Source organism: Kitasatospora sp. CM 4170, assembly GCF_032110285.1.
Lineage (GTDB): Bacteria > Actinomycetota > Actinomycetes > Streptomycetales > Streptomycetaceae > Kitasatospora > Kitasatospora aburaviensis.
Genome location: NZ_CP134877.1, coordinates 2,696,142 through 2,722,736 on the forward strand (window position 1 = coordinate 2,696,142; position 26,595 = coordinate 2,722,736).

At 75.1% G+C, this 26,595-nt stretch carries 21 protein-coding genes; 14 read left to right on the forward strand and 7 right to left on the reverse strand.

Annotated features, from left to right (window positions below):
* Nucleotides 1-17 precede the first annotated feature (17 nt).
* Together RMN57_RS10885 and RMN57_RS10890 are read left to right on the forward strand one after the other, a co-directional pair.
* Nucleotides 18-1,136 carry an alpha/beta hydrolase-fold protein gene (locus RMN57_RS10885; RefSeq protein ID WP_313763192.1) on the forward strand — a complete coding sequence of 373 codons (1,119 nt, stop codon included), beginning with the start codon at nucleotides 18-20 and terminating at the stop codon, nucleotides 1,134-1,136.
* A 144-nt stretch (nucleotides 1,137-1,280) separates the two neighbouring features.
* Entirely contained in the window at nucleotides 1,281-3,638 is a 2,358-nt protein-coding gene (locus tag RMN57_RS10890) for a glycosyltransferase family 39 protein (RefSeq protein WP_313763193.1), read from the forward strand.
* Nucleotides 3,639-3,746: 108 nt separating this feature from the next.
* Here RMN57_RS10890 and RMN57_RS10895 read toward each other — a convergent pair whose 3' ends face one another.
* The 3 genes from RMN57_RS10895 to moaA all read right to left on the reverse strand — a co-directional run bounded on the left by RMN57_RS10895 (nucleotide 3,747) and on the right by moaA (nucleotide 7,471).
* The gene (locus tag RMN57_RS10895; RefSeq protein ID WP_313763194.1) at nucleotides 3,747-5,372 is read right to left on the reverse strand and encodes an alpha/beta hydrolase; all 1,626 of its coding nucleotides are present in this window, start codon (nucleotides 5,370-5,372) and stop codon (nucleotides 3,747-3,749) included.
* Nucleotides 5,373-5,549: 177 nt separating this feature from the next.
* On the reverse strand, nucleotides 5,550-6,308 hold the full coding sequence (locus RMN57_RS10900; RefSeq protein WP_313763195.1) for an HNH endonuclease family protein: 759 nt from the start codon (nucleotides 6,306-6,308) through the stop codon (nucleotides 5,550-5,552).
* 167 nt (nucleotides 6,309-6,475) lie between these two features.
* Entirely contained in the window at nucleotides 6,476-7,471 is a 996-nt protein-coding gene (moaA, locus tag RMN57_RS10905; protein WP_313763196.1) for a GTP 3',8-cyclase MoaA, read from the reverse strand.
* A 262-nt stretch (nucleotides 7,472-7,733) separates the two neighbouring features.
* Between moaA and RMN57_RS10910 the strand changes: the two genes are divergently transcribed.
* From RMN57_RS10910 to RMN57_RS10930, 5 genes are all read left to right on the forward strand, one after another.
* Nucleotides 7,734-8,315 carry a nucleotidyltransferase family protein gene (locus tag RMN57_RS10910; protein WP_313767777.1) on the forward strand — a complete coding sequence of 194 codons (582 nt, stop codon included), beginning with the start codon at nucleotides 7,734-7,736 and terminating at the stop codon, nucleotides 8,313-8,315.
* Nucleotides 8,316-8,504: 189 nt separating this feature from the next.
* Nucleotides 8,505-9,374 carry a hypothetical protein gene (locus RMN57_RS10915; protein ID WP_313763197.1) on the forward strand — a complete coding sequence of 290 codons (870 nt, stop codon included), beginning with the start codon at nucleotides 8,505-8,507 and terminating at the stop codon, nucleotides 9,372-9,374.
* A 289-nt stretch (nucleotides 9,375-9,663) separates the two neighbouring features.
* Nucleotides 9,664-10,431, forward strand: a complete 768-nt coding sequence (locus RMN57_RS10920) for a hypothetical protein (RefSeq protein ID WP_313767778.1) — start codon at nucleotides 9,664-9,666, stop codon at nucleotides 10,429-10,431.
* Between the two features lie 172 nt (nucleotides 10,432-10,603).
* The gene (locus RMN57_RS10925; RefSeq protein ID WP_313763198.1) at nucleotides 10,604-11,608 is read left to right on the forward strand and encodes a (2Fe-2S)-binding protein; all 1,005 of its coding nucleotides are present in this window, start codon (nucleotides 10,604-10,606) and stop codon (nucleotides 11,606-11,608) included.
* A gap of 201 nt (nucleotides 11,609-11,809) precedes the next feature.
* The gene (locus RMN57_RS10930) at nucleotides 11,810-12,844 is read left to right on the forward strand and encodes a DUF2637 domain-containing protein (protein WP_313763199.1); all 1,035 of its coding nucleotides are present in this window, start codon (nucleotides 11,810-11,812) and stop codon (nucleotides 12,842-12,844) included.
* A 19-nt stretch (nucleotides 12,845-12,863) separates the two neighbouring features.
* Here the strand turns inward: RMN57_RS10930 and RMN57_RS10935 are convergent, their stop codons facing one another.
* Together RMN57_RS10935 and RMN57_RS10940 are read right to left on the reverse strand one after the other, a co-directional pair.
* Nucleotides 12,864-15,044, reverse strand: coding sequence for a SpoIIE family protein phosphatase (locus RMN57_RS10935; protein ID WP_313763200.1), 2,181 nt, complete (start codon nucleotides 15,042-15,044; stop codon nucleotides 12,864-12,866).
* Between the two features lie 446 nt (nucleotides 15,045-15,490).
* Nucleotides 15,491-16,078, reverse strand: a complete 588-nt coding sequence (locus tag RMN57_RS10940) for an ATP-binding protein (RefSeq protein WP_313763201.1) — start codon at nucleotides 16,076-16,078, stop codon at nucleotides 15,491-15,493.
* Between the two features lie 505 nt (nucleotides 16,079-16,583).
* Between RMN57_RS10940 and RMN57_RS10945 the strand changes: the two genes are divergently transcribed.
* The 4 genes from RMN57_RS10945 to RMN57_RS10960 all read left to right on the forward strand — a co-directional run bounded on the left by RMN57_RS10945 (nucleotide 16,584) and on the right by RMN57_RS10960 (nucleotide 20,798).
* Entirely contained in the window at nucleotides 16,584-17,294 is a 711-nt protein-coding gene (locus tag RMN57_RS10945) for an urease subunit gamma (protein ID WP_313763202.1), read from the forward strand.
* Nucleotides 17,291-19,012 carry an urease subunit alpha gene (locus RMN57_RS10950; protein ID WP_380233534.1) on the forward strand — a complete coding sequence of 574 codons (1,722 nt, stop codon included), beginning with the start codon at nucleotides 17,291-17,293 and terminating at the stop codon, nucleotides 19,010-19,012. The genes RMN57_RS10945 and RMN57_RS10950 overlap by 4 nt, the downstream gene beginning before the upstream one ends.
* A 31-nt stretch (nucleotides 19,013-19,043) precedes the next feature.
* Nucleotides 19,044-20,087 (forward strand): agmatine deiminase family protein, encoded by a 1,044-nt coding sequence (locus tag RMN57_RS10955; RefSeq protein WP_313763203.1) that lies wholly within the window; start codon nucleotides 19,044-19,046, stop codon nucleotides 20,085-20,087.
* 105 nt (nucleotides 20,088-20,192) lie between these two features.
* Nucleotides 20,193-20,798 (forward strand): TetR/AcrR family transcriptional regulator, encoded by a 606-nt coding sequence (locus tag RMN57_RS10960; protein WP_313763204.1) that lies wholly within the window; start codon nucleotides 20,193-20,195, stop codon nucleotides 20,796-20,798.
* A gap of 52 nt (nucleotides 20,799-20,850) precedes the next feature.
* On the opposite strand, the gene RMN57_RS10965 is transcribed toward RMN57_RS10960, so the two are convergent.
* Nucleotides 20,851-22,572, reverse strand: coding sequence for a protein phosphatase 2C domain-containing protein (locus tag RMN57_RS10965; RefSeq protein WP_313763205.1), 1,722 nt, complete (start codon nucleotides 22,570-22,572; stop codon nucleotides 20,851-20,853).
* A gap of 283 nt (nucleotides 22,573-22,855) precedes the next feature.
* On the opposite strand from RMN57_RS10965, the gene RMN57_RS10970 reads away from it, so the two are divergent.
* From RMN57_RS10970 to RMN57_RS10980, 3 genes are all read left to right on the forward strand, one after another.
* The gene (locus tag RMN57_RS10970; protein ID WP_313763206.1) at nucleotides 22,856-23,374 is read left to right on the forward strand and encodes a hypothetical protein; all 519 of its coding nucleotides are present in this window, start codon (nucleotides 22,856-22,858) and stop codon (nucleotides 23,372-23,374) included.
* 135 nt (nucleotides 23,375-23,509) lie between these two features.
* Nucleotides 23,510-24,172, forward strand: a complete 663-nt coding sequence (locus RMN57_RS10975) for a DUF3105 domain-containing protein (RefSeq protein WP_313763207.1) — start codon at nucleotides 23,510-23,512, stop codon at nucleotides 24,170-24,172.
* Nucleotides 24,169-24,870: a DUF305 domain-containing protein gene (locus RMN57_RS10980; RefSeq protein ID WP_380233535.1), complete on the forward strand. Its 702-nt coding sequence runs from the start codon at nucleotides 24,169-24,171 to the stop codon at nucleotides 24,868-24,870. Before RMN57_RS10975 ends, RMN57_RS10980 begins: the two co-directional genes overlap by 4 nt.
* A 157-nt stretch (nucleotides 24,871-25,027) precedes the next feature.
* On the opposite strand, the gene RMN57_RS10985 is transcribed toward RMN57_RS10980, so the two are convergent.
* Nucleotides 25,028-26,521, reverse strand: a complete 1,494-nt coding sequence (locus RMN57_RS10985) for an MFS transporter (RefSeq protein ID WP_313763208.1) — start codon at nucleotides 26,519-26,521, stop codon at nucleotides 25,028-25,030.
* Nucleotides 26,522-26,595 lie beyond the last annotated feature (74 nt).

Here is a 26,595-nt window from a genome sequence, read left to right on the forward strand (position 1 = left end):
TCAACTACGATCGGCTGGTGCTCAGGCTTACGGGACTCCCCCTCCAGATCATCGCCTCCGTCGTCGCGATCGGCGTCTTCGCCGCCACGATGTGGCTCTGGCCGAGATTCGGCGGGCGGAGCTGGAAGGCCTGGCTCGGCCGGATCGGCGCCTTCCTCGCCACCCAGATCTCGGTCCTGGTCGCGATGGGCCTGATCGCCAACGGCTACTTCGGCTTCTACAGCTCCTGGACCGACCTCCTCGGCACCAACGGCGGGCCGGGCACGGTGGTCGACCACCAGCCGAACGCCGCCGTCGCCATCACCGGCGAGCAGAAGTTCTACGCGCAGCAGGGATCCAACCCGGAGCGCGTCGGCCTGATCCACAAGGTCGACGTCAAGGGGGCCACCACCGGCCTGAGCACCGACGGGTTCGTCTACCTGCCGCCGCAGTACTTCCAGCCGGAGTACGCGAAGCAGAAGTTCCCGATGGCGCTGGTGCTGGCCGGCTACCCGGGCACGCCGGAGAAGCTGATCTCGCTGATGCAGTACCCGGCCTCCACCCTGGAGGCGATCGAGCAGAAGAAGCTGCCGCCCACCGTCCTGGTGATGATGCGCCCGACCCTCGTCGGCAACCGGGACACCGAGTGCGTCGACGTCCCCAACGGCCCCCAGGTGGAGACCTTCTTCACCAGCGACCTGCCCAAGGCGCTCGCCGGCGAGTACCGCATCGGCACCGACGCCGGCTCGCGCGCCGTGATCGGCAACTCCACCGGCGGCTACTGCGCGCTCAAGTTCGCCCTGCGCAAGCCGGACGCCTACCGGGCCGCCGTCTCGCTCTCCGGCTACTACACCGCGCCGACCGACGAGACCACCGGCGACCTGTTCGGCGGCAGCCCGCAGCTGAAGCAGGAGAACGACCTGCTGTGGCGGCTGCAGAACAAGCCGGCCGCGCCCGTCTCGCTGCTGCTGGCCACCGCGTACGACGAGAACAACTACACGGCCACCCAGGACATGGTGAAGGCGTTCAAGGCGCCGACCAAGCTGTCCACCATCACCCTGGACACCGGCGGCCACAACTTCCACACCTGGACCAGGGAGATCCCGCCCGCGCTGGAGTGGCTGGGCAAGCACCTGACGATGCCCCAGGCCGCCTGACCCGCAAGCGACGGCGTCCGGGGCCCGGCGACGGGCCCGGGACCTGAGCCCGGCCGCCCCGGGCCCGCCCGGCCCCGGGAGATCACAGGCGGCTCATACCCCCGTCTCACGCTCCTCTCAGCCGGGCGGCCGAGCGTAGCGCCCATGACCACGACCAGCTTCACCCCGCCGGCCGGGGACCCGTGGCCCGAGGCGTCGACCTACCCGCCGCCCGAGGTGCCGCAGCCCGCGCCCCAGGACCGGGAGCCGGCCACCGGGCCGCTCTTCCCGGAGTACCCGCTGCCGCCCGCCGGCCCCGAGGGCCCGGCCTCCTGGGCCGGCCGGCTGCGCACCCTCCCGGCCCGCACCTGGCGCGGCCGCGCCGACGACCCTCGTTGGGTCCGGCCCGCCCTGCTGGCCCTGCTTGCCGCCACCGCCGTCCTCTACCTCTGGGGCCTGAGCGCCTCCGGCTGGGCCAACTCCTTCTACTCGGCCGCCGCCCAGGCCGGCAGCCAGAGCTGGAAGGCCTTCTTCTACGGCTCCTCCGACGCGGGCAACTTCATCACCGTCGACAAGCCCCCGCTCTCGCTCTGGCCGATGGCGCTCGCCGCCCGGGTCTTCGGCCTCTCCTCCTGGTCGGTGCTGGCCCCGCAGGCGCTGATGGCGGTCGCCACCGTGGCCACCCTGTACGCGACGGTGCGCCGCCGCTTCTCCCCGCTCGGCGGGCTGCTGGCGGGCGCCGCACTGGCGCTGACCCCGGTGGCGGCGCTGATGTTCCGCTTCAACAACCCGGACGCGCTGCTCGTCCTGCTGCTGACCCTGGCCGCGTACGGGCTGGTGCGGGCGATCGAGGCGGCCGGCACCCGCTGGCTGGTGTTCACCGGCGTCATGTTCGGGCTGGCCTTCCTCACCAAGACCCTCCAGGCCTTCCTGGTGCTGCCCGCCTTCGCGCTGGTCTACCTGGTCGCCGCACCGACCGGCCTCTGGCGCCGGGTGCGCCAACTGCTCGCCGCCGGACTGGCCATGGTGGTCGCGGGCGGCTGGTGGGTGGCGGTCGTCGAGCTGGTGCCGGCCTCGGCCCGCCCCTACGTCGGCGGCTCGCAGGACAACAGCTTCCTCTCGCTCACCTTCGGCTACAACGGGATCGGCCGCCTCAACGGCGACGAGACCGGCAGCGTGGGCGGCGGCGGCCGCATGCCGGCCGGCATGGAGGCCCCGGCCGGCGCCGGCCGGGGCATGGGCGGCTGGGGCGAGACCGGGATCACCCGGCTGTTCGACGGGGACATCGGCGGGCAGATCGCCTGGCTGATGCCGGCCGCGCTGCTCCTCCTGGTGGTCGGCCTCTGGGCCACCCGCCGGCACACCCGGACGGACACCGCCCGTGCGGCCTTCCTGGTCTGGGGCGGCTGGCTCGTCTGCACCGCGCTCACCTTCAGCTTCATGTCCGGCATCTTCCACCAGTACTACACGGTGGCCCTGGCTCCCGCCGTCGCGGCGCTGGTCGGCATGGGCGTCGACGGGCTCTGGCGGGCCCGGCACCGGCTCCCGTACGCCGCGGTGCTGGCGGTCACGCTGGCGGTGACGGCGGTCTGGTCCTACGTGCTGCTCGGGCGCAGCGCGGACTTCCTGCCCTGGCTGCGCTGGGCGGTGCTGGTCGGCGGGCTGACGGCGGCGGCGGCGCTGCTGCTGGCCGGGCGGCTGGCGGCCCGGCTCGCCACCGTGGTCGGCCTGGTGGGCCTGGCGGCGGCGCTCGGCGGCCCGGCGGCGTACGCGGTGGACACCGTGAACACGCCGCACACCGGCTCGATCGTGACGGCCGGTCCGGCGGTGCAGGGCGGCTCCTTCGGCCCGGGCGGCCGCGGTCCGCGCGGCGCGGGCGGGCCGGGTGCGGGGTTCGCCGCCGACGGGCGGTCCTTCGTCCCCGGCCAGGGCTTCCCGAACGCCCAGGGCGGTGCCCCGAACGGCCAGGGGACCCAGAACGGCCAGGGCGGGCCGGACGGCCGCGGCGGCGGTATGCCCCAGGGCGGCCGGAACGGCCAGGCCGCCCCCGGCGGCGTACCCGGCGGCGCACCCGGCACCGGCCGGAACGGCGGGACCTTCGAGGGGATGGGCGGCCCCGGCGGCTTCGGCGGTCTGCTGAACGGCGCCAAGGTGAGCGACGAGGCCGCAGCCGCCCTGCGGCAGGACGCCGACCGCTACACCTGGGCCGCCGCGACCAGCGGCTCGCAGAACGCCGCCAGCTACCAACTCGCCTCCGGTGAACCGGTGATGGCCCTCGGTGGCTTCAACAGCACCGACCCGTCGCTGAGTCTGGGCGCCTTCCAGCAGTACGTGAAGGAGGGCAAGGTGCACTGGTTCATCGGTGGCGGCTCGCGCCGCCCGGGCGGCGCCGGCGCCGGAGCCGACGGCGGGGCCCAGGAGACGCAGACCGCCCAGATCGAGGAGTGGGTGACGAGCCACTACACCGCCGAGACGATCGGCGGCTCGACCTTCTACGACCTGAGCCGGCCGCCCTCCTCCTGACCCGCCGCACACCGAAGGGGCGCACCCCGGCCACCGGCCGCGGTGCGCCCCTCGTGCGTCATGGCGCCCGGACGCCTGTGCTTCGAAGACGGGCCCGGGCGCGCGCCGTCACTGCGCCGGGTCGCTGGCGCAGCGCGTCCCGGCGGCCGGCACGGTGCCGTCCACCAGGTAGGTGTCCACCGCCGTGCGGATGCAGGCGCTCCAGCCGTAGCCGGTGTGGCCCTCGCCCTCGCGGGTGAGCAGGACGGCCTTGCCGAGCTGGGCGGTGAGCTTCTCGGCCGAGGCGTACGGCGTCGCGGCGTCACCGGTCGAGCCGACCACGACGATGGTGGCGTCGCTCTTCGAGACGATCGGGTGCGCCTTCTCGGTGGAGCGGAACGGCCAGGCCCGGCAGTCGGGGTCGAACACCGCGAGGCTGGGCTCGTGCCGGGTGAGCAGCGGGGCCTTGGCGGCCATCTCGGCGTAGGCGGCCTGCAGCGCCTCGCCGGTCGGGACGTCGGTGGCGCCGTCGGCGCAGTGGATGGCGGTGTAGGCGTCCGCGGAGACGGCGTAACGGCCGTCCTTGTCGCGGTTGTTGGCGCTGTCGGCGCGGGCGAGCAGGTAGTCGCCCTTGTCCCGGAGCATGGCCCAGCCGATGTCGTTGCGCAGCGACTCCCAGCCCTGTTCGTCGCCGTAGAGGCCGTCGATCACGGCGGTCCAGGCCGCATTGGCGGTGAGCTTGCGCCCGCTCGCGGTGGTCAGCGGCTTCTCCTTGAGCCCGTCGAGGAAGTCGGCGAGCTTGTCGGCGGCCTTGTCCGGGTCCTTGCCGAGCGGGCAGGGGTTCTTGCCGGTGCAGTCGGCGGCGAAGGCCTTGAGCGAGCGCTCGAACGCCGCGTACTGCGCGATGTTGTGCTGGACCAGCGGCACGGACGGGTCGACCGCGCCGTCGAGCACCACCCGGCCGACCCGGTCCGGGAACTCCTCGGCGTAGAGGCTGCCGAGGTAGGTGCCGTAGGACATGCCGAGGTAGTTGAGCTTCTTGTCGCCGAGCGCGGCTCGCAGCACGTCCATGTCGCGGGCGGTGTTGCGGGTGCCGACGAAGGGCAGCACCTTGCCGTACTTGGCCTGGCAGGCGTCGGCCAGGACCTTGCCGTGATCGGCGCCGGGAGCGTCGGTGGTGCTCCACTCGTCCCGGGTGCGGTCGTCGAGGCAGCTCAGCGGGGTGGTCTCGCCGACGCCGCGCGGGTCGAAGCCGACGGTGTCGAAGCGGTCGTGGAGCGGACCCTCGAACCGCGTGGGGTTGCGCTTGACCATGGCGACGCCGGAGCCGCCGGGCCCGCCGGGGTTGAGCAGCAGGGAGCCGACCCGCTGGTCCTGCTTGACCGCGGGGTTGCGGACGACGGCGACCTCCAGGGTGTCGCCGGCCGGGTGGGCGTAGTCCAGCGGGACCTTGAGCCTGCCGCACTGCACCGTCGACTCGTCCACCTTGTCGGTCGCCGGGTCGTCCGCGCAGGGCGCCCAGGCGATCTGCTGGCCGTAGAACGGCTTGAGCGCCGGGTCGGCCTCGCCGGTGGGCTTGGGCGTCGGGGTGGGCGTGGCGGTCGGAGTCGGCGCCGCGCTCGGCGTGCCGGTGGTGGCGGCGGGCGACGCGGTGCCGGTGGCCGCTCCGGTGGTTCCGGCCGAACTGGTGCAGCCGGCCAGCAAGGCGGCGGCGACGGCGGCGGGCAGGGCTCCCCGTGAGAACCTGGTGATCATCGAGTGCACCGCACACGAATATCACCTGTTAATCACATCAGTCACATCCTTATCGCCGAGCCGGCCAGGCGAGCCGGCCAGGCAGGGCGGCCGGGCAGGGCGAGCACGACGGGGGGCGAACGCGGCGAGGACGGACGCGACGGCGGCGAAGGCGGCAGGCAAGGGTGAAACGTTTCATCAACCGCCGCACTGCTGCAGCATCGCCTTCTTGTCGGCCTCGGTGACCGGGAGTTGGTACTTCAGGGAGACCTGGGCGAAGCGGACCGCGTAGGCGCAGCGGATGGCGGGGTCGGCCGGCAGCCAGGCGGCCGGCCCGGAGTCGCCCTTGGCGGCGTTCTGCGATCCGTCGGCCGGGATGAGGTTGAGCGGGTCGTTGGCGATCTGGACGCGCTTGGCCTTGTCCCACCGGGAGGCGCCCATCTGCCAGTCGTAGGAGAGCGGCATCACGTGGTCGATCTGGATCTTCGACGCCTGCTGCTTGGTCCACCGGACGGTCTTGCCGGTGTACGGGTCGCTGATGGTCATCGCGGTCACCACGCAGGCCGAGCCGTCCTTGTGCTCGACCGCCCGGCCGTCCCGGGCCAACAGGTCGTTGCGGGTGTCGCAGTTGTTGTGGCCGCCCGGCACGCCGTCCACGTTGTCGGTCCAGGCCGGGCCGAACTCGTTGCGGTCGTAGCCGTCCTTGGGGCCGGAGGCGGCGGTGGCGACCCTGGCGATGAGGTCCCGGCCGGCCTTCCGGTCGTCCGGCGACGTCAGTGGTGCCAGACCGGGCTTGGTGCCGTCCGGGTTCTGCAGCGGGCTGGTGCCGGCGGCCCCGGCGGGCGCCGCGGCGTCCGCGGCGGACTTCTCGGCGCCGCCGCCGGAGCAACCGGCCAGCGCCACGGTGGATATCAGGAAGACGGCGGCAGCGGACACGGCGGTGCGACGGGCGGGCACGGAGGACTCCCGGGGTGGGGGGCGGCTGACGGCGAACCAGCAGACCAGCAGCCCCACACCGCGTCAAGGCGGCGCAGCGCGGTGCGTTCGAGCATGCCGAAGCTCACACCCGGCGCCCCGCCACGCACCACCTCGCGGGGTCGCGAGCCGCCCCACCGAGACCGGACCTAGCCGCCGATCGCCGACATCGGCCGGTCCGGCTGGACGAAGCCGGCCGAGTTGATGTCGTGGCCGGGGCCCTTGCGGGCGATGGTGGCGCGCCAGGCCTGTTCGATCCGGTCGTCGTCGGCACCACCGCGCAGCAGCGCGCGCAGGTCGGACTCCTCCGTCGCGAACAGGCAGTTGCGCAGCTGGCCGTCGGCGGTGAGCCGGACGCGGTCGCAGCCGCCGCAGAACGGGCGGGTGACGGAGGCGATCACGCCGATCACGGTGTCGGTCCCGGCGATCCGCCACTCCTCGGCGGGGGCGTTCCCGTGCCGGCCGACCGGGACGAGGTCCCACCGGGCGCCGAGCACGTCGAGGATCTCGTCGGCGGTGATCATCCGGCTCCGGTCCCAGGCGCCCTGGGCGTCCAGCGGCATGGACTCGATGAACCGCATCCGGTAGCCGTGCTCGGCGGCGAACTCGACCAGCGGGACGAGCTCGTCGTCGTTGACCCCGCGCACCGGCACCGCGTTCACCTTCACCGGCGCGAGGCCGGCGGCCTGTGCGGCGGCCAGACCGGCGAAGACGTCGGCGATCCGGTCCCGGCGGGTGATCTCCGCGTACCGCTCGGGGCGCAGGGTGTCGAGGCTGACGTTCACCCGGTGCAGCCCGGCCGCCTTGAGCGCCGTGGCCGTCCGGGCCAGCCCGATGCCGTTGGTGGTCAGCGAGACCTCGGGGCCGAGCGCGGTGATCCGGCCGACCAGGTCCGGCAGGCCGCGCCGCAGCAGCGGTTCGCCGCCGGTCAGCCGGACGGCGGCGATGCCCAGCCGCTGAACGGCGATCCGCACCAGCCGGACCACTTCGTCGTCGCCGAGCACCTCGGCCTTGGGGAGCCAGTCGAGGCCCTCCGCCGGCATGCAGTAGGTGCAACGCAGGTTGCAGCGGTCGGTCAGCGAGACCCGCAGGTCGGTGTGGACCCTGCCGAAGCGGTCCAGCAGCGGGCGCGGTGCGGTGTTCATCGACTCAGTACAGGGGCAGTCGGCCCGGAGATCCAGCGGCCGAACCACCGGGGGACCACCGCCACCTGCGGCTTTGCCTTGTGCATTCGTCCAACTGTGGCTTCGTACGGCTGCGCCGGGCGGACCGGCCGGGCAGGCTGGGCCCATGCAGAGCAGTGACCGGCCCACCCCCGACCGGCCCACCCCCGACACCGACACCGCCTCCGACACCGCCTCCGACACCCCCGCCCCCTCCCCCGAAGCCCCCGCGGGCACCGCCCCGGTGGCCGCCCTCGTGCTCGCCGCCGGCGGCGGTCGGCGGCTCGGCGGCCGCCCCAAGGCACTGGTGCGGTACGGCGGCCGGCCGCTGGTGGAGCACGCCGTGGCGGTGGTCCGGGCCGGCGGCTGCGCGTCCGTGACGGTGGTGCTGGGCGCCGCCCGCGAGCAGGTCCGCTCCACCGCGCACCTGCCGGGCTGCCGGCTGGTCGCCAATCCGGACTGGGCCGGCGGCATGGGCTCCTCGCTGCGGGCCGGGCTGGCCGCCCTGCCGCCGGAGGCCTCGGCCGTGCTGGTGATGCTGGTGGACACGCCCGGCGTCACCCCGGCCGCGGTGGCCCGGCTGCTGGCCGCCCACCGGGCGGGCGCCGAGCTGGCCGCGGCGGCGTACGGCGGGCGGCGGGGGCACCCCGTGCTGATCGGCGCCCGGCACTTCGCCGAGGCGGCGGCGGGCGCCGCCGGTGACTCCGGCGCGCGGGCGCTCCTGACGGCGCACGCCGACCGGATCACGCTGGTCGAGTGCGCCGATGTCGCCGTCCCGGACGACCTCGACACCCCCGCCGACCTGGCGCGCTGGTCGGCGGGCTGAACCGGACGGCGGGCCGACCGGCGCCCGATCCCCCGTTCGATGTGCCCCGGTCTCCTCCTCCCCGCCGACGAATCGGCCGCACACCCCTGATCTGTCCCTGAGGATTGCCCCATTCCGCGCCGCTACTCCCCGGTTTCGGGGAGCATGGGTCACGTCCTTCCACCCCGACTCGAACGGACGGTGCTCGCGATGTCCGGACTGCCCGACGACTTCACCGGCCGCGACTCCGCACCGTACGGGCCGGGGCCGGCCGCCGGCGCCCGGGCGATCCGCTGTCCCGCCTGCCGCCGCGAGCACCTGTACGAGCCGCCGTCGCTGCCGTGCCCGTGCGGCGCCTCGCTCAAGGTGCCGCTGCTGCGCGGCGGTGTGCCGGTGCAGGTGCGGTTCCGCTCCTGGGAGGACTCCTGGCTGAACATGCGCTGCCCGCACTGCGGCCGTTCCGACCAGTGGCCGCAGCCCGAGTTCACCTGCAACTGCGGCGCCACCGTCCGGCTGCCGGTGGACCGCACCACCCGCCTCGGCGGCGGCACCACCGGGCAGCTCGGCGCCACCGCCCCGCTCGGCACCGCCGGTCCGCAGCCCTCCCGCCCGAACCCCGCCCACCCGTTGAACGCCCCGGTCCCGGCCCCGCCCGGCGGGTCCGGCGCCGCGGCCACGCCGTGGCGGCGGCGGGCGCCGTTCCGTCCGCACCCGGTGCGGACCTCGCAGGACGCGGTGTTCACCGCCGCCCGCTACCTGGAGTGGCTCGGCTTCGACGACCTGGAACTGACGGAGGCCCAGGAGCGCGACGGCGTCACCCTGTTGGGTAGTCGTATGGTCGCCCAGGTGGACACCTGGACCGAGCCGGCCGACGTGAAGTCGGTGGAGTGCCTCTGGCTGCAGACCCTGCACGCCGAGGAGATGGCGGCCGCGATGTTCACCCTGGCCGGCTACTCCCACCAGGCCACCGTGCGCGGTGAGCAGCTGCTGGTGGCCCTGTTCAGCCTGGATCTGGCCGGTGTGCCGCAGCCCGCCAACGGCGCCGCCGAGGCCCTGATGGAGACCGGCTGGACGTCCTGATCCCCGCGGGTCCGCCACCCGTCGCCCAATAGATCATCCCGCCGCCGAGCGCAACAACTCGCGCTCGTGATCTGGTGCACAAGCTCACCCCCGTGTTGAATTGCCGCCACGGCGCGGTCCTTGGGCCCGCGTCCTGCCGGATGGCGCGCACAAGGAGGTGGCGTTGTCGGAGCACGGATGGGACCCGGACGGCCGGACCGGACAGGACGGGCGCGGGCAGGACGGATTCGGGCAGGACCGGTTCGGACCGGGCGGGCGCGGCCGGGCGGCGCCCGGCCCGGGGGACACCGTGTGGCGGCTGCGGTCCCGGGCGTGCTGGCAGGAGGCCGCCGAACTGTTACGGCCGGCGGCCGAGCGCGATCCGACCGCCGCCCTGGCCCGGGCCGAACTCCTCATCGAGCAGTGCCTGTTCACCGCCGCCCACTGGACCGCCGCGGAGCAGGCGCTGCGGCTCGCCGAGGCCCTGGCCACCGGGCCGGAGGAGCGTGCGGCGGCCGCCTGCGCCCGCGGGTTCCTGGCGTACGTCGCCAGCGTGCTCGGCGCGCGCGACCGGCTCGACGAGGCCCAGGCGGCGCTCGGCCGGACCTCCGCGCTGCTGCCGCCGGACGCACCCGGCCGGCCGCTGCTGGACTTCCGCCGCGGCCTGGTCGCGGAGAACCTGCTGCGCGACCGGACGGCGGCCTGGATCGCCTACCGCCGGGCCCACGAGGGCGCCGGCGAACGCGGGGACGAACTGCTGCGCTCCTACACCTGGCGGCACCTGGCCGCGCTGGCGCAGGCGGCCGGGGACCACGACCGGGCCCGCGAGGGGTTCGACGCCTCGCTGCGGCTGCGTGAACAGCTCGGCTTCACGGTCGGGGTCGCGCCCGCGCTGGCGGCCCTGGCCGAGGTCTCCGCACCGGACGAGGCCGCCCGGATGCGGGCCGAGGCGGCCAGGCTGGTGCAGGCGCTCGGAGGCGTTCCGGTCTGGCTCGCGCGCCAGCTGGGCGCGGCGCGCACGCCGGGCGCCCCCCCGGACGGGCGCATCGGACGGGAGGCACGGGGAACCATCAGCTAAGGTGAGGCTAACCTGGCCGGGGAGAGCAGTGCCTCGGCCGGGTTCGCCTTGCCGTTCCCGGGCTCCGCCAGGCCCCGGCCGGCCGGGCCCGGCCACGGGTGCCCGCCACCCGCGCCCGGGACGGGCCGGACGGACCGGTACGGGCTCCGGTCGACCCGATGGGGCCCGCACCATGACCGTGAGCAGCACCCGGCCCGGCCGCACACCGCGGGACCCCGCACCCGACGCACCCGCCGCGGCGCCTGCACCGGCCACCACACCTGCACCCGCCGCGCCCCCCGCACTTGTCGTGGCCCCCGCGCCCGGCCTCCCCCAGCCCTGCGCCGCGAGCTACCGCCGGCTCGGCGAACTGTTCCCCGCCCTCCGGGTGCACTGCGCGCCCCCGCGCACCGGCAACGGCTGGCTGACCGGCACCGACCTGGTCGCCCGCCCGGAGGCGCTGCGCGAGCTGATCGCCCACGACGCCCGCCAGGCCCTGGCCCAGTACGGGCAGCCGCTGCGCCCCGACGTGGCGGCCGGCTTCGGCCTGCACCGGCTCACCTGGGCGGTCTCGCTGCTGTTCACCCTGCCCTGGTTCCTGGAGCGGCGGGTGCCGCTGCTGACGCCCGGGGACGTCTCGGTCCGCCGCCGCACCGGTGAGCTGACGGCCCGCCCGGGCGCCTTCCACTGCCTGCCCGACGATCCCGCGGCCGGCCGGCCCGGCGCCCGCCCGGCGGCCGACGAGCCCGCGCTGGCCGCCGGGCTGCGCGTGGCGCTGGCCGACTTCCTGACCCCGGTGCTGGCCGCGTTCCGCCCCGAGGTGCGGCGCGGCCCGCGCACCCTCTGGGCGATGGCGACGGACGCGGCGGTGGAGGGGCTCTGGTACGTCGGTGGACTGCTCGGGGAGGAGGAGCGCGCCCGCAGCGAGCTCACCGCGCTGCTCGCGCCGGAGCCTGTGGCGTGCCCGACGGGCGCGCCGTCCGCGCCGCGCCCGTCGGTCGCGCCGTTCACGCCCGGCGCGGGCTTCGCCCCGGTGCGGCCGGACGCACCCGCGCATCCGGGCGCCCCCACCCGTCCGGACGCCCCGGCCTGCCCGGACACCGCGGTGCCCGCGCGCGCCCGGGCCAGCTGCTGCCTCGTTTACACCGTCCGACCCGAGGCGATGTGCGGCGGCTGCCCCCGCGTCACGCGAGGTTGACCGGATTCCGCTGCCGGGCGGACCCGTCGGGCCCGGAATTCCGGCGAATTCCCGTCCCTAAATTGTCAGACAATGCGACTTCTCCCACATCAGAAATCCCCCTCCTCAGCGCATTGACGGCGAATCAGCCATTCGAGAGCCGAGCATCCGCCATGATGGTCCCCGCCATCACGACGCAGGAAAGCGAGGCTGGTGCAGGCGATGAAATTGTCCGACATACCGCTCGGTTGGGCCGTCACCGGCGTTGCGGTGCTGCTGGTCACCGCCCTCCTGGTCGCCCTGGCCCGGGGCCGGGGAGGCACCGCCGGATCGGGCGGCGCGGATTCCTGGGAGCGCTCCGAGGAGCGCCGCCGCCACAAGGAGTCCCTGTACGGCGCGGCCTCGTACACGCTGCTGTTCTGCTGCGCCGCCGTCGCGGCCGCGCTCTCGTTCCACGGCCTGGTCGGCTTCGGGGTGCAGAACCTCAGCCTCTCCGGGGGCTGGGAGTACCTCGTCCCGTTCGGCCTCGACGGCGCGGCGATGTTCTGCTCCGTGCTCGCCGTCCGGGAGGCCAGCCACGGCGACGCCGCACTCGGCTCGCGCCTGCTGGTCTGGCTGTTCGCCGGCGCCTCGGCCTGGTTCAACTGGGTGCACGCGCCGCGCGGCTTCGGCCACGCCGGCGCCCCGCAGTTCTTCGCGGGGATGTCGCTCTCGGCGGCCGTGCTGTTCGACCGCGCGCTCAAGCAGACCCGCCGGGCCGCGCTGCGGGAGCAGGGACTGGTCCCCCGCCCGCTGCCGCAGATCCGGATCGTCCGCTGGCTGCGCGCCCCGCGCGAGACCTACGCGGCGTGGTCGCTGATGCTCCTGGAGGGCGTCCGCAGCCTGGACGAGGCGGTCGACGAGGTCCGCGAGGACAAACGGGAGCGCGCCCTGGAGCGGGAGCGCCGCAGGCTGGCCGGGCGCCGCGAGCGGGCCGAGATCCGCGCCATCAACCGCACGAACAGCGTCTGGCGCCAGCGCGGCGCGGCCCGGCAGCTGGAGTCCGGCCAGGAGCCCGCCATAGCCGGCGGCGCGGCGGCGGAGCGGCCCGCCGTCGAGCCGCCGGCGCCCGCCGGGGGCACCGTGGCGCAGCCCGGACTGCCGGCCCGTCCGGAGCGGCGCACCATCGACCTCACCCTGGAGGAGGACACCGTGGCGCTGCCCCGGCTCGACTCGCTGGAGCGCAAGCTGAAGGACCTGGAGCAGCAGTTCGGCTGAGCCGGGGCCCCGGGGCCGGTCAGGCGGCGGGTGTGGCCGTGAGCTCGAACCACATCCGCTTGCCCGAGCCGCGCGGCTCCACGCCCCAGCCGTCCGCCAGCGCCTCGACCAGCATCAGCCCGCGGCCGGAGGAGGCCTGCTCCCCCGGCGTCCGGCGGGTCGGCCAGAGGTCGGACTCGTCCTCCACCTCGACCCGAAGCCGGGCGCGGCCGGCGTCGCCGTCGGCCTCCCGGTAGAGCCGGGCGGTGAACATCGCGTCCCGGTCGGTGTGCCGGATCGCGTTGGTGACCAGCTCGGAGGAGAGCAGTTCGGCGGTGTCGATCAGCTCGGCCACGCCCCAGCGGCGCAGTGCGTCGCGCAGCTCGGCCCGCACCTCGGCGATCCGGGCGAGGTCGGCCTGGCCGATCCGGCGGCGCAGCTGCTGGGCGGCCAGGCCGCCCTCCGGGCCGTCCCAGCGGAGCAGCAGCAGCGCTATGTCGTCCTCGCGCTCGCTGGAGTCGGCCGCCTGGGAGGCGATCCGGTCGGCGAGGTCCTCCAGCGGGTCGCGGCCGCCCTCGTCACGGGCGGCGAGCGGGTGGGAGAGCACCGCGGTGAGCCGGGCGACGCCCTCGTCGAGGTCCATGCCGCGGGCCTCGACCAGGCCGTCGGTGCAGAGCACCACCGTCTCCCCCGGGTCCAGGCTGAACCGGGTGACGCGGTACTCCTCGTCCGGGGCGATGCCCAGCGGCAGCCCGCCGGCGACCGGCACCACGGTGGTGGAGCCGTCGGCGCGGCGGACCACCGGGTCCAGGTGGCCGGCCCGGACGGCGTAGACCACGCCGTAGTCGACGTTCACCTCGGCGTAGGTGCAGGTGGCGAAGTGGTCGGTGTCCAGGTCGGCGAGGAAGCGCGAGGCCCGGGCCATCACGGCGGCCGGCGGGTGGCCCTCGGCGGCGTAGGCGCGCAGCGCGATCCGCAGCTGGCCCATGATCCCGGCGGCGTGCACGTCGTGCCCCTGGACGTCGCCGATCACCAGCCCGACGTGCCCGCCGGGCAGCGGCACCACGTCGTACCAGTCGCCGCCGATCTGCAGGCCGGAGCCGGCCGCGAGGTAGCGGACGGCGGTGGTGACGCCCGGCACCGACGGTACGGTGCGCGGCAGCATCACCCGCTGCAGACCGGCCGCCAGCTCGTGCTCGGCGTCGTGCAGGCGGGCCCGGGCCAGCGACTGCGCGACCAGACCGCCCAGGGTGGAGAGCAGCGTGCGCTCGTCGGCGTCGAGCTCGCGGTCGTCGTCGAAGCTGACCAGGCAGACGCCGATCGCCCGCCCGCTGGCCACCAGGGGCAGGAAGGCCCAGGAGGAGCGGCCGGTCCGGCTGTTCGGCGTCCACACCTCGGGGAGGCGCTCGTGGTACTCCTCGCGGCTGGCGATGAAGACGGGGGCGCGGTTGCGCAGCGCCTCGGCCGCGGGGTGCGCGGGGGGCAGCACCGAGCGGTCCCAGAAGGCGAGCTCCTCCGGCCGGTAGCCGGTGGCGCCGAGGATCTGCACCCGGCCGGCCTCGAAGGAGGCCAGCACCAGGCCGTCCGGGGGCAGTCCGGGCAGCGGCAGCTCGGTGAAGACCCGGGCGACGTCGCGCACGGTGACCGCCTCGGAGAGGGCGCGGGCGGCCTCCTTGATGAACCGCGAGCGCTCCTCGCGCAGCAGGGCCATCCGGTCGGCGCGGTCACGCTTGTGCAGCTCGACGGTGGCGTCCCAGACGAAGCCGACCATCCGGGAGGCGCGGCCGAAGGCGTCCGCGAGGACCCGGCCGCGGAAGCGGACCGCGCGCATCGTCCCGTTCGGGCCGACCGTGCGGTAGTAGGCGCCGCACTGGCCGAGCTCGGCCACCGCGCGCTCGACCCTTCGGCGCACCACGGGCGCGTCCTCGGGGTGCAGCAGGGCCAGGAAGGAGGCCGAGGTCCGGTCGAAGTCCGTCTTGTCCGCACCGTCCAGGCCGACGATCGTGCAGGCCCGCTGGTCGCCCTCCAGGACGTCGCGGCGGATGTCCCAGTCGAAGGAGCCGATGCCGTTGGCGGCCATCGCCGGCTCCAGCCAGTCCGGCGTGGAGTCGCCGGAGGCGACCGGCAGACCGCCTGAGAGCATCGGCGCCAGCCGCCCGGCCGCCAGACCCGGCGCCGACCGCAGCGCGTGCCGGCGCACCGCCTGGGCAGGGGGTCTCACCCGCCCCGACCCGGCCGTGGACGAGCCGGGAGGAAGCGCCGGCCCCGGGGACTCGGGCTCTGTGGGCATACTGCTCCTGCCGCTGCCGTGGCGGGTCCGCGCCGATCGTCCGGCCGGACCGCGTGGCGGTGTGATGGGTGTGCTGGATCGGACGGTGCCGACCTGCGGTGGTCAGTCGAGGTGAGCTTTCCCCGCTGCTTCGCGCACGTGGGCACACATTCCCACCATCCTGGCCAATGTTCGGCCGAGCGGCAATGGCAACGGGCCGGAAATCTTCCGCCCGGGCCGCCCTTCGACGCCAGGTTCGTCGGCGAACGAGCCGAAATTCCGGGCCTTCCGGGCACTCCGACCCGGGCCTCGGGGCTCAGACCCGAGGGCTGGCGGCCGGGCCGGGATTCGGGACGCGGGGCCCGGGCCGGGGCCTGGCCCTGGGCCCGGGCCCGGGCCTACGGCGTGGCCAGCTCGAACCAGGTGACCTTGCCGTCGCCGCGCAGCTGGACGCCCCAGTCGTCGGCCAGCGCCTCGACCAGCATCAGCCCGCGCCCCGAGGTGGCGTACTCCGCGTCCGGGTCGCGGCGCCGGCCCGGCAGCCGGGCGGCGTTGTCCTGCACCTCGATCCGCAGTCGCAGGTCGGCCCCGAGCACCGCCTCGAAGATCGCGCCCTGGCCGGTGTGCAGCAGGGCGTTGGTGACCAGCTCGGAGGAGAGCAGCTCGGCCGTGTCGGCCAGCTCCGGCACCCCCCAGCGGCTGAGCGCGGAGCGCAGCCGGTGGCGGACCGCGCCGACCGCGACCAGATCGGCCGGGTCGAGAGCCAGGTGGAGCCGGCGGTGCAGGGCGCAGCCCGGTGCCGGGGCGCCGGCCTGTGCCCGACCCCCCGCGCCGGCCGTGCCGGCCGTGCCGGCCTGGCCGGGTGCGCCGGTCGGACCGGCGGTGCCGGCCGCGCCGGGGACGCCCGGCGTACCCCCCTGGGCCCTCGGACGGAAAACGTCCCCCGAGCCCGTCCGCTGCCGCGGGAATCGCGACTGACCGTCCATCAACACATGCCCCCGCCCTCAATCCGGGACCTTCGATGCCGGTCCCCCCGCCGACCGGGTGGCCCCCTCGTTCTGACCATCATCCTCATGCCCAGCTTTCGGCGTTTGCAACAGTGTGCGTGCGATCACCCGAGGTGAAGGGGGCACGGGACGGCTCCCGTGATCCAACTGGCAATGCCGGACAGGTTTGCGAAGCGTACCGGCCGATTTTCGAGACCTTCCGGCCACCCGAAAGCGCCCGGCCGGCCCGCTCCCCCGCGGATTTCCGACCGCCGTTCCGGGCGCCCGCGCAACCCCCGCGGACCCCGCGCCACCAGGCACGCCAGGCGCGCGCCGGACCGCAACCGGCGCCGGGGACCCGATGGCGGCGCCCGGCGAGCCGAACACTCCGGGACGGGCAACGCTGGACAGGGCGGCCGGGTCCGGGTTCAATGACCCGAGACGTTTGAACGCCGTTCTAACTCCATCCACCTGCCACCTCCCCGGCGACCGCGAGCGAGGAACCGTGCGACTGACCCCCACCGAGCGGGACCGGCTGCTGATCTTCACAGCAGCCGAGCTGGCCCGCGCCCGCCGCGCCCGAGGCGTCCGCCTCAACATCCCCGAGGCACACGCCCTGATCGCGGACACCGTCTGCGAGGCCGCCCGCGACGGCCGGCGCCTCGCCGAGGCCATCGAGGCCGGCCGCTCCGTCCTGACCGCCGACGACGTCCTGCCCGGTGTCCCCGACGTGGTGACCGTCGTCCAGGTCGAGGCGGTCTTCGAGGACGGCACCCGGCTGGCCGTGGTCAACGACCCGTTCAAGGGCGCCGGCTCGCTCGGCGACGAGGCCCCCGGCGGCGCGCTGATCGGCGAGGGCACCGGCTACGACCCGGTGGAGGAGACGGTCGTCCTGCCCGTCCACAACACCTCCGGGGTGCCGATCTCGGTCACCTCGCACTTCCACTTCTTCGAGGCCAACCCGCGCCTGGCCTTCGACCGCGCCGCCGCCTACGGCACCCACCTCGCGGTGCCGGCCGGCTCCTCGGTGCGCTTCGACCCGGGCGCCACCGTCGAGGTCGGTCTGGTGCCGATCGGCGGCGAGCGGGTCGCGATCGGCTTCGCGGGCTTGGTGGACGGCCCGCTGGACGCACCCGGCGCCAAGGAGGCCGCGCTGGCGAAGGCCCGTGCGACGGGCTACCTGACCGGCTTCGACGACGCGGAGGTGCCGTCGTGACCGCGATCACCCCCCATGACTACATCTCCGTGCACGGGCCTCGGGCCGGGGACCGGATCCGGCTGGGCGACTCCGGGCTGATCGTCCGGGTGGAATCGGACTCACAGGCCCCCGGGGACGAGTTCCTGGCCGGCTTCGGCAAGACCGCCCGCGACGGCCTCCACCTCAAGCCCGCCGCCGTCCGCGACACCTGCGACGTGGTGATCAGCAACGTGCTGGTGATCGACGCGGTCCAGGGCATCCGGAAGACCTCGATCGGCCTGGTCGACGGCCGGATCGCCGCCATCGGCCGGGCCGGCAACCCCGACACCCTCGACGGCGTCGACGTGGTCGTCGGCACCGGCACCACGATCGTCTCCGGTGAGGGCCTGATCGCGACCGCGGGTGCCATCGACACCCACGTCCACCTGCTCTCCCCGCGGATCATGGAGGCCTCGCTCGCCTCCGGCGTCACCACGATCATCGGCCAGGAGTTCGGCCCGGTCTGGGGGGTCGGCGTCAATTCGCCGTGGGCCCTGCGGCACGCCTTCAACGCCTTCGACGCCTGGCCGGTCAACATCGGCTTCCTCGGCCGCGGCTCCTCCTCCGACCCGGCCCCGCTGGTCGAGGCGCTCGCCGAGGGCGGCGCCTCCGGCTTCAAGGTCCACGAGGACATGGGCGCCCACACCCGCGCCCTGGACACCGCCCTGCGCGTCGCCGAGGAGTACGACGTCCAGGTCGCCCTGCACACCGACGGCCTGAACGAGTGCCTCTCCGTCGAGGACACCCTCACGGTCCTCGACGGCCGCACCATCCACGCCTTCCACATCGAGGGCTGCGGCGGCGGGCACGTCCCCAACGTCCTCAAGATGGCCGGCGTCCCCAACGTGATCGGCTCCTCCACCAACCCCACCCTGCCGTTCGGCCGTGACGCCCTCGGCGAGCACTTCGGCATGATCGTCTCCGCGCACGACCTCAAGGTCGACCTGCCCGGCGACGCCGCCATGGCCCGCGACCGCATCCGCGCCGGCACCATGGGCGCCGAAGACGTCCTGCACGACCTCGGCGCCATCGGCATCACCTCCTCCGACGCCCAGGGCATGGGCCGTGCCGGCGAGACCGTGCGCCGCACCTTCGCCATGGCCGGCAAGATGAAGACCGAGCTCGGCCCCCTGGACGGCACCGGCTCCTACGGCACCACCGAGAGCGGCGACGACAACGAACGCGTCCTGCGCTACGTCGCCAAACTCACCATCAACCCCGCCATCGCCCACGGTCTGGCCCACGAGGTCGGCTCGATCGAGATCGGCAAGCTCGCCGACATCGTGCTCTGGCGCCCCGACCACTTCGGCGCCAAGCCGCAGCTGGTGCTGAAGGCCGGTTTCCCCGCCTACGGCGTCGTCGGCGACCCCAACGCCTCCACCGACCGCTGCGAACCCCTCGTCCTCGGCCCCCAGTTCGGCGCCCACGGTGCCACCGCCGCCGACCTCTCGGTGGCCTTCGTCGCCCAGGCCGCCGCCGACGGCGCCTACCTGGACCGGCCGGCCGACGGCATGCCGACCCGGCGCCGCCGCGTCGGTGTCCGCAACACCCGCGGCATCGGCCCGCGCGACCTGGTGCGCAACGCCCGGATCGGCCGCGTCGAGGTCACCGAGACCGGCCTGGTCTCGCTGGACGGCGAACCGCTGCGCTCCGAACCGGCCGAGAGCGTCTCGCTCAGCCGCCTCTACTTCCTCTGATCCACCCTCACCTCCCCGCTAGGACACCACGATGACCACCCCCGCCCCCGCCTCGCTCGGCTACCGGATGCCCGCCGAGTGGCACCCGCACGACCGCACCTGGATGGCCTTCCCCACCACCAACCCGACCTTCGACAGCGCCGAGCACCTGCACGCCGGCCGCGAGGCCTGGGCCGCGGTCGCCAACACGATCGTCCGGTACGAGCCGGTCACCCTGGTGGTCAACACCGGCGAGACCGAGGAGGCCCGCAAGTACGTCGCCGAGCAGGTCGAGATCGTCGAGCGCCCGCTGGACGACGCGTGGATGCGTGACATCGGCCCGTCGTTCCTGATCGACGGCAAGGGCGGCCTGGCCGCCGCCGACTGGATCTTCAACGGCTGGGGCGCCCAGGGCTGGGCCCGCTGGGACAACGACCAGCACATCGCCGAGCACATCAGCGAGCTGACCGGCGTCCGGCGCTTCGCGTCCCGGCTGATCAACGAGGGCGGCGGCATCCACGTCGACGGCGAGGGCACCGTGCTCGTCACCGACACCGTCCAGCTCGGCGAGGGCCGGAACTCCGACTGGACCCGCGAGGAGGTCGAGGCCGAGCTGCACGCCTTCCTCGGCACCACCAAGGCGATCTGGCTGCCGCGCGGACTCACCCGCGACTACGACGAGTTCGGCACCCGCGGCCACATCGACATCGTCGCCTCCTTCGTCCGCCCGGGCGTCGTGGTCGCCCACGTCCAGCCGGACCCGGCCCACCCGGACCACGAGGTGTGCAAGGAGCTGGTGGCGATCCTGCGCGCCTCCACCGACGCCCGGGGCCGCGCCCTGGAGGTGATCGAACTGCCCGCCCCCACCGTCCTGCTGGACGAGGAGGGTGAGCCGGTCGACTACTCCTACATCAACCACTACGTGGCCAACGGCGCCGTGATCCTCTGCGCCTTCGCCGACCCGCGCGACCAGGAGGCCAAGGCCATCCTGGAGAAGGCCTACCCGGGCCGGACCGTCGAGCTGCTCGACGCCCGCGAGATCTTCGCCAACGGCGGCGGCATCCACTGCATCACCCAGCAGCAGCCGCAGGCCTGACCCGTACCGGCCTGACTGGCCGGGCCCGGCCGGCCACCACCCCGGTGGCCGGCCGGGCCCGGCCAGTACGGTAGTGGCCCCAGTGGCACAAGAGGAGAACAGCAGATGGCGGACCCCCGCCCGCGCCGCCCGGCGCGCCCCCGCGAGGAGGTCTTCGCCACCGCGCGTGCCGCGATCGCCGAACACGGGCTCGCGAAGCTCACCATGGCCGGCCTCGGCAAGCAGCTCCAGATGAGCGCCGGGCACCTGCTCTACTACTTCGGCAGCAAGGACCAGCTGCTGCTGGAGACACTGCGCTGGAGCGAGGACCAGCTCGGCAGCCGCCGGCACGCCGCCCTGGCCGACGGCGCCCGCGACGTCTGGGACCGGCTCGCCGAGTACACCCGGCTCTACCTGCCCGAGGGCCCCGGCGACCCGCGCTGGATCCTCTGGGTCGAGGTGTGGGGCCGCTCCCCCGCCAGCGAGGAGCTCCGGCAGGGGCAGCTGGAGATCGAGGCCCCGTGGGAGGCCGACCTCGTCGCCCTGCTCGACGAGGGCGCCGGCTCCGGCCGCTTCACCCCCGGCGCCGCCCACGAGCGCGCCGCCCAGATCCGCGCCCTGCTCGACGGCCTCGCCGTCCCGCTGGCCCTCGGCCTCCCCGGCGCCCGGCGCACCCGGGCCCTGGCCCTGGCAGAGTCGGCCTGCGGCACGCTCCTCGGCGCCGAGGTCTGACGATCGCCGCGCACCGCCGGCCCGCGCACCGGCCACGCCCGCGGCCCGGCCCTCACTCGGTCCAGACGCCGGCCGCCGTGCGGTCGTCGGCGTAGCCCTTGGCGCGGACCTGCACCTGGCGGAGGAAGTCCACGGTGCCCGGCGGGTGCGGGTGCGCCCAGTGGGTGGACAGGAAGTGGGCGACGGCCGGCTCCTCGGCGATCGGCCGGGCCAGGCCGGGGGTGCAGAGCAGCAGGATGTCGCCCGGCGTCGCCGGGACCATCCGGAACCGGAACGGCCGCGGCTCCGCCACCGGGCCGTCCGGGACCGGCGGCTGGCCGTCCGGGTGGTGCAGCAGCCGCGCCGCGTACGCGTCGATCCAGTGGCCGGAGCGCAGCAGGTAGAGCCCGCCCGGGCCGACCCCGAAGGCCACCCGGTAGGAGGCCTCCGGATCGAGCGAGACCAGCAGGCAGTGCAGTGCGGCCGGGGACGGCGCACCCTCCTCCTCCGGCCGGGGCGCGAGCGCCCGCAGCGGGGCGGCGGCGCTGGTGGCGAGGCGCTGCAGGCCGTACCGGAGCCGGTCGCGCGCGCCGGACCGCAGGTCGGCGGCCAGCCCGGCCCGGCTGCGCCCGATCGCGCCGGCGAGTTGGCGGCAGGCCTCGGCCGTGGCGGTGGCGACGGCCTCGGGGTCCGCCTCGTCGCCGCCGGCCCGGTCGAGGCCCCCGATCGCGGCCAGCAGCAGTCCGTCGGGAGCCTCGCCGAACCTGGTCACCAGCAGCGTGTCCCGGCGGGTTTCCCCCCGGTAGCGGGCGGAGTCGCCGCGGACGGAGGCGGCGCGCAGGATCGCGCTGCCGTACTGGGCGCCCTCCAGCACGGTGTCCGGCACGACGGCGCCCAGCGCGCCGGGGTCCGCCTCCGGCACGGCGGTCGGCTCGGGCCCGTACGTGGGCGGGCGTTCGCCGACGTGCGGCATCGCGGGCCCGCCCGCGGCGAGCGACGAGCGGGCGGCGGCGGGGCGGGTCGCCGGCGTCGCCGCGGGGGCGGCGGGGGCGGTTTCGGGTGCCGGCGCGGCCTCGGCCACCGGCTCGGGGGCGGGCTCCGCCGGCGCCTCGGGCTCCGGGTCCTGTTCCTGCTCCGGGACGGGCGCGGGCTCCGGCGCCTTCTGCAGGACGGGCGCCGGAGCAGCCTCGGGCTCGGGCACGCTCTCGGGTACGGCCCCGGGCTCGGGTACGGCCTCGGCAACCGGCTCCGGCTCCGGTTCCGGCTCCGGTTCCGGCTCCGGCTCCGGCTCCGGCTCCGGCTCGACCGCCACCATCACCGGCTCCGGCTCCGACTCCGGGGCGGCGTCGGCCCAGGCGGGCGCCGGGAACTTGTGCGTCCCCGCCGGCTCGCCGGTGTACTCCGGTCCGATCACGCCGACCGCGGTGTCGAACCAGTCGTCGATGCTGTCCCGCTCCAGCAGCGCGTCACCGGCCGGCCCGTCCCCACCCGAGGAGGCCACCGCCTCCACCGGAACGTCCACCGGCGCCTCCGCCGACGCCTCCGCCACCACCGGCGCCTCCGGCGGCACCGCCACCGACGCCTCCGCCGCCGTGTCCGCCGCCGCCTCCGCCGGCTCGCCGGCGCGCTGCGGTCCGATCAGCCCGGCGGCGGTCTCGAACCAGTCGTCGACGCTGCCTTCCCCCGCCGCCGCGCCCGGGGTGTCCGGGAGGGTGCCCGCCGGCCCTTCGTAGACCGTGTCCCACCAGCTGTCGTCCGGCCGGTGGGGCTGTGCGGGTGCACCCGTCGTGGTCATCTGGCGGCTCCTGGTCGGTCCGTGGTCGCGCCGCCCCCGGCGGGGCCGGACTCGCGTCATTCTCTCCAAGTGCAAACGACCCTGTCCGGCTTTCGGCGACAAACCGTGCACTGATCGGATGATCTGGGTCACCGGATTCGCCCCGCGTTCCGATTCCGTTCCGTCCGCGCTTGCCGGAACTGCCCCGGCCAGGGTGTTTACGGGGTGTTCGCCCCCGTCGGGTGCCGAAAATGGGGTCCGAGGAGGGGCATCGCTTCACTCGTTCGGCTGATTAAATGTGCGCATGACCGCGTCGGCCCCCAGCTCGCCCCGACCGGGGAGGGCCGCAATCGCGGGCCGCCCGGTGGGTGCGCTGTTGGTCCTGCTGCTGGTCGGACTGCTGACGGCGCTGCCGTGCGCGGGCCAGGCCTCGGCCGTCGCGGCCGACCGTTCCGCACCGTTCCCGGCCGCCCCCGCGACCACCGTGGCCGGTCCCGCCGCGGAAGGCCCGGACGGCGCACCGCCGCACCACGCGGCCCCGCGCACCGACCGACCCCGCGCCGACGGCCGGACCGCCGAGGGTCCGCGGCACCGGACGCTGTGCTCCGCCGACGGCGAGCCGCCGCACCGCGACAACGGTTGCTCCGGCCACCCGTACTGCGGGCAGGACGCCCAGCTCCCCAACCCGCCGCCGCAGCCCCAGCCGGCCGTGACACCCGGCACCGAGCTGCCCGAGGCCCTGCCCCGGGTGGTGCCGACCGGGCTGCTGGACGGTCCGCACCCGGCGCCGGACCTGCACGAACTCCAAGTACACCGGTCCTGAGCGGAACCCACCGCCGGCCCTCCCGCCCTGCCCGCCCGAGCGGCCGGCACGACGGGCGGCACCGACGGATCCGCCCCTCCGCCCCCCTCTTCAGACCGCCGCGCCACGAGCGCGCGGCGGGGACAAGGACACCACATGGGTTCCGCCTCCAAGCAGTCGAACAAGCCCGGCGGCAAGGCCGGCCTCGACCGCCGCGCCAGGATCGCCGAGCTCCGCGCCGCCGAGCAGCGCCGTGACCGCCGCAACAAGATCATCGCCTCGGTGGTCGTCGGCGTCCTGGTGATCGGTGCGATCGCCACCGGCACCTGGATCGTGATGGACGCCAACGAGGACAAGAAGGCCAAGGAGGCCGCCGCCAGCGCGCCGATCGACGGCGTGCAGACCTTCGGCGACCTGAGCCGCAACCACGTCAAGGAGAAGGTCACCTACCCGCAGACCCCGCCGGTCGGCGGCGACCACAACGCGGTCTGGCTGGACTGCATGGGCCACGTCTACGACCAGCCGGTCGAGAACGAGCGCGCCGTCCACTCGCTGGAGCACGGCGCGGTCTGGGTGACCTACAACGGCAAGGCCACCCCCGACGACATCAAGACCCTCTCCGACAAGGTGAAGGCCACCCCGTACTCGCTGATGAGCCCGTACCCGGACGAGAAGGGCACCATCACCCTCAACGCCTGGAGCACCCAGCTGGTCGTGGACAGCGCCGGCGACCCCCGGGTGAACGCCTTCTTCACCAAGTACGTGCAGGGCCAGCAGACGCAGGAGCCGGGCGCGTCCTGCACCATGGGGTCGATGTGACCGCGGACGCGGTGACCCCCGCGGAGGAGGACGACGGGGCGCCCCGGGCGTCCTCCCGCCGGCGGCTGTGGTGGCCGGCCGTGCTGGCCGCCTCGCTCGCCCTCGCCCTCGGCATACCCGCCCTGGTGGCGAGCGGGACGTCCGCCTCGGGCTCGTCGGCGCTCAGCGTGCCGGCGGACGACTCCCCCGAGGCCGGGTTCGCCCGCGACATGGCGACCCACCACCAGCAGGCCGTCGACCTGTCGTTCATCGTGCGGGACCGGACGGCCGACGAGCCGGTCCGCACCCTCGCGTTCGACATCATCAACACCCAGGCCAACCAGCGCGGGATGATGATGGGCTGGCTCGACCAGTGGGGGCTCTCGCAGCACTCCGCGGCCAAGCCGATGGCGTGGATGAACATGCACCACACCTACGAGGCGCACGACGGCTCGCTGATGCCCGGCATGGCCACCAACGCCCAGCTCGGCAAGCTGCGCACGCTCAGCGGGCGCGAGGCCGAGGTGTACTACCTGCAGCTGATGCTGGAGCACCACAAGGGCGGGGTCGAGATGGCCCAGGGCTACGTCGACATGGCGAAGAACGAGACCGAGAAGCGGCTCGCGCAGTCGATGGTGAACGGGCAGACCGCGGAGATCCAGCTGATCACCGACATGCTCAAGGAGCGCGGCGCCGCCCCGGGCGTCCCCGCCTCCTGACACGCTCCACCCTGCGCACGCAACGCCCGGCCGGGGTGCGGCGGACGGCTCGACCGTCCGCCGCACCCCGGCGCCGTTCCCCGTCCCGCCCGTCCCCGCTCCGAGGGCCCGCAGCGGCGCGGGCTCAGCGGCACCGGGCCGAGCGGGCCCCGCGGGCTCAGCGGCGCCGGGCCGGGCGGGCCACCGCCACCGCGAGGCCCGCGACCGCGGCGAGCACGAGCAGAACCGCCCGCCCTCCGGTCGCCGCGCCCGCCAGGTGGACGCCGAGCACGGGCAGCGCGGTGCCGAGGGCCGTGCCGAGGCTCCGCGCCATGTTGACCATGCCGCCGCCGACCGCCGAGCACTCCGCCGGGATCGCCCGCATCACCAGCGCGTTGTTGGCGGGCAGCAGCAGGCCCAGCCCCCAGCCGGCGATCGCCAGCACGACGGCGACCGGCAGCGGACCGCCCACCCCCGTGGCACCCACCCCCACACCGCCGGTCGGCAGCAGCGCGAAGAGCAGCAGCCCCGCGCCCGCGACCGCCGCGCCGAGCCGGCAGCGGGCCAGGTCCGACCAGCCGCGGGGCAGCAGGGCGCCGCCGCCGGTCGCGGCGACCGCGAACGCGGCGGGCAGCAGCGTCACCACCAGGCCCACCCGGGACGCCGGCACACCGGCCCCGGCGAGCAGGACGGGGGCCAGCACCAGCGGGCAGAACAGCAGCAGGTAGCCGATCAGCGAGACCACCAGGCCCGACCGCACCCCCGGGGTGTTCACCAGACCCGGTGCCAGGATCGGCCGGGCCGCGCGCCGCTCCTGCCGGACCAGCCCGAGCGCGCACACCGCCGCGGCGAGCAGCAGCACGGCCACCGCCCAACCGGGCAGCGGCAGGCCGGAGGCGGTGGAGAGGGCCAGCAGCAGCGCGCTTGTCGCCCCGGTGAGCAGCAGCAGTCCGGCCAGGTCGAAGCGGCCGCCGCCCCGCTCCTCCGCCCGGATCCGGGGCCGCAGCGCTCCCCGCGGCCGCGGTGGCTCCCCCGGCACGTCATCGGGGCGGGTGCGGGGCAGCAGGAACCAGCCGGCCAGGATGCCCAGCACGCCGATCGGCACGTTGATCCAGAACACCCAGCGCCAGGAGGCGTGCTCCACCAGCAGACCGCCCAGGCTCGGCCCGAGCGCCAGGCCGAGGCCCTGCGCGGCCGCCTGCACGCCCAGCGCCCTGCGCATCGCGTGCTCGGGAACGCCGCGCGCCACCAGCGCTACGCTGTTGGCCTGCATCATCGCGCCGCCGACGGCCTGGACCGCGCGGCAGGCCACCAGCACCCAGAGGCCCCCGGCCAGTCCGGCGCCGAGCGAGGCCAGCGCGAAGACGGCGAAGCCACCGAGGTACACGGTCTTGCGCCCGACCAGGTCGGAGAGCCGGCCGATCGGGGCGAGCAGGGCCACCAGCACCAGCAGGTAGGCGAGCGCGACCCACTCGACGGAGGCGAAGCCGGCGCCGAAGTGCCGTCCGAGGGCGGGGAAGACGAGCGCCGTGATGCTCGCCGTCAGCTGCCCGAGGAACGCTCCGAGGCAGACCGTGCCGACCGCCAGCCAGTGGGCGTACCGCCACCGGGCCACGCTGCGCGGCCGGGGATGCTCGGTGAGCAGCCGGGAGGCGAGGGCGGCGGTGTCCATACCGAGAATATATCGGATACAGAGATGTTCTCTCTACGAGCTGATCGGTGTCCGACCGGCTCGCGGGGGCGGCC

Excerpts from the sequence above, each read along its gene's own strand:
- RMN57_RS10940 (WP_313763201.1), bottom strand. The coding sequence starts at position 16,078 with ATGGACGGTCAGTCGCGATTCCCGCGGCAGCGGACGGGCTCGGGGGAC.
- RMN57_RS10915 (WP_313763197.1), top strand. The coding sequence starts at position 8,505 with ATGTCCGGACTGCCCGACGACTTCACCGGCCGCGACTCCGCACCGTAC.
- moaA (WP_313763196.1), bottom strand. The coding sequence starts at position 7,471 with ATGAACACCGCACCGCGCCCGCTGCTGGACCGCTTCGGCAGGGTCCAC.
- RMN57_RS10890 (WP_313763193.1), top strand. The coding sequence starts at position 1,281 with ATGACCACGACCAGCTTCACCCCGCCGGCCGGGGACCCGTGGCCCGAG.
- RMN57_RS10985 (WP_313763208.1), bottom strand. The coding sequence starts at position 26,521 with ATGGACACCGCCGCCCTCGCCTCCCGGCTGCTCACCGAGCATCCCCGG.
- RMN57_RS10895 (WP_313763194.1), bottom strand. The coding sequence starts at position 5,372 with ATGATCACCAGGTTCTCACGGGGAGCCCTGCCCGCCGCCGTCGCCGCC.
- RMN57_RS10960 (WP_313763204.1), top strand. The coding sequence starts at position 20,193 with ATGGCGGACCCCCGCCCGCGCCGCCCGGCGCGCCCCCGCGAGGAGGTC.
- RMN57_RS10955 (WP_313763203.1), top strand. The coding sequence starts at position 19,044 with ATGACCACCCCCGCCCCCGCCTCGCTCGGCTACCGGATGCCCGCCGAG.
- RMN57_RS10970 (WP_313763206.1), top strand. The coding sequence starts at position 22,856 with ATGACCGCGTCGGCCCCCAGCTCGCCCCGACCGGGGAGGGCCGCAATC.
- RMN57_RS10975 (WP_313763207.1), top strand. The coding sequence starts at position 23,510 with ATGGGTTCCGCCTCCAAGCAGTCGAACAAGCCCGGCGGCAAGGCCGGC.
- RMN57_RS10930 (WP_313763199.1), top strand. The coding sequence starts at position 11,810 with ATGAAATTGTCCGACATACCGCTCGGTTGGGCCGTCACCGGCGTTGCG.
- RMN57_RS10925 (WP_313763198.1), top strand. The coding sequence starts at position 10,604 with ATGACCGTGAGCAGCACCCGGCCCGGCCGCACACCGCGGGACCCCGCA.
- RMN57_RS10965 (WP_313763205.1), bottom strand. The coding sequence starts at position 22,572 with ATGACCACGACGGGTGCACCCGCACAGCCCCACCGGCCGGACGACAGC.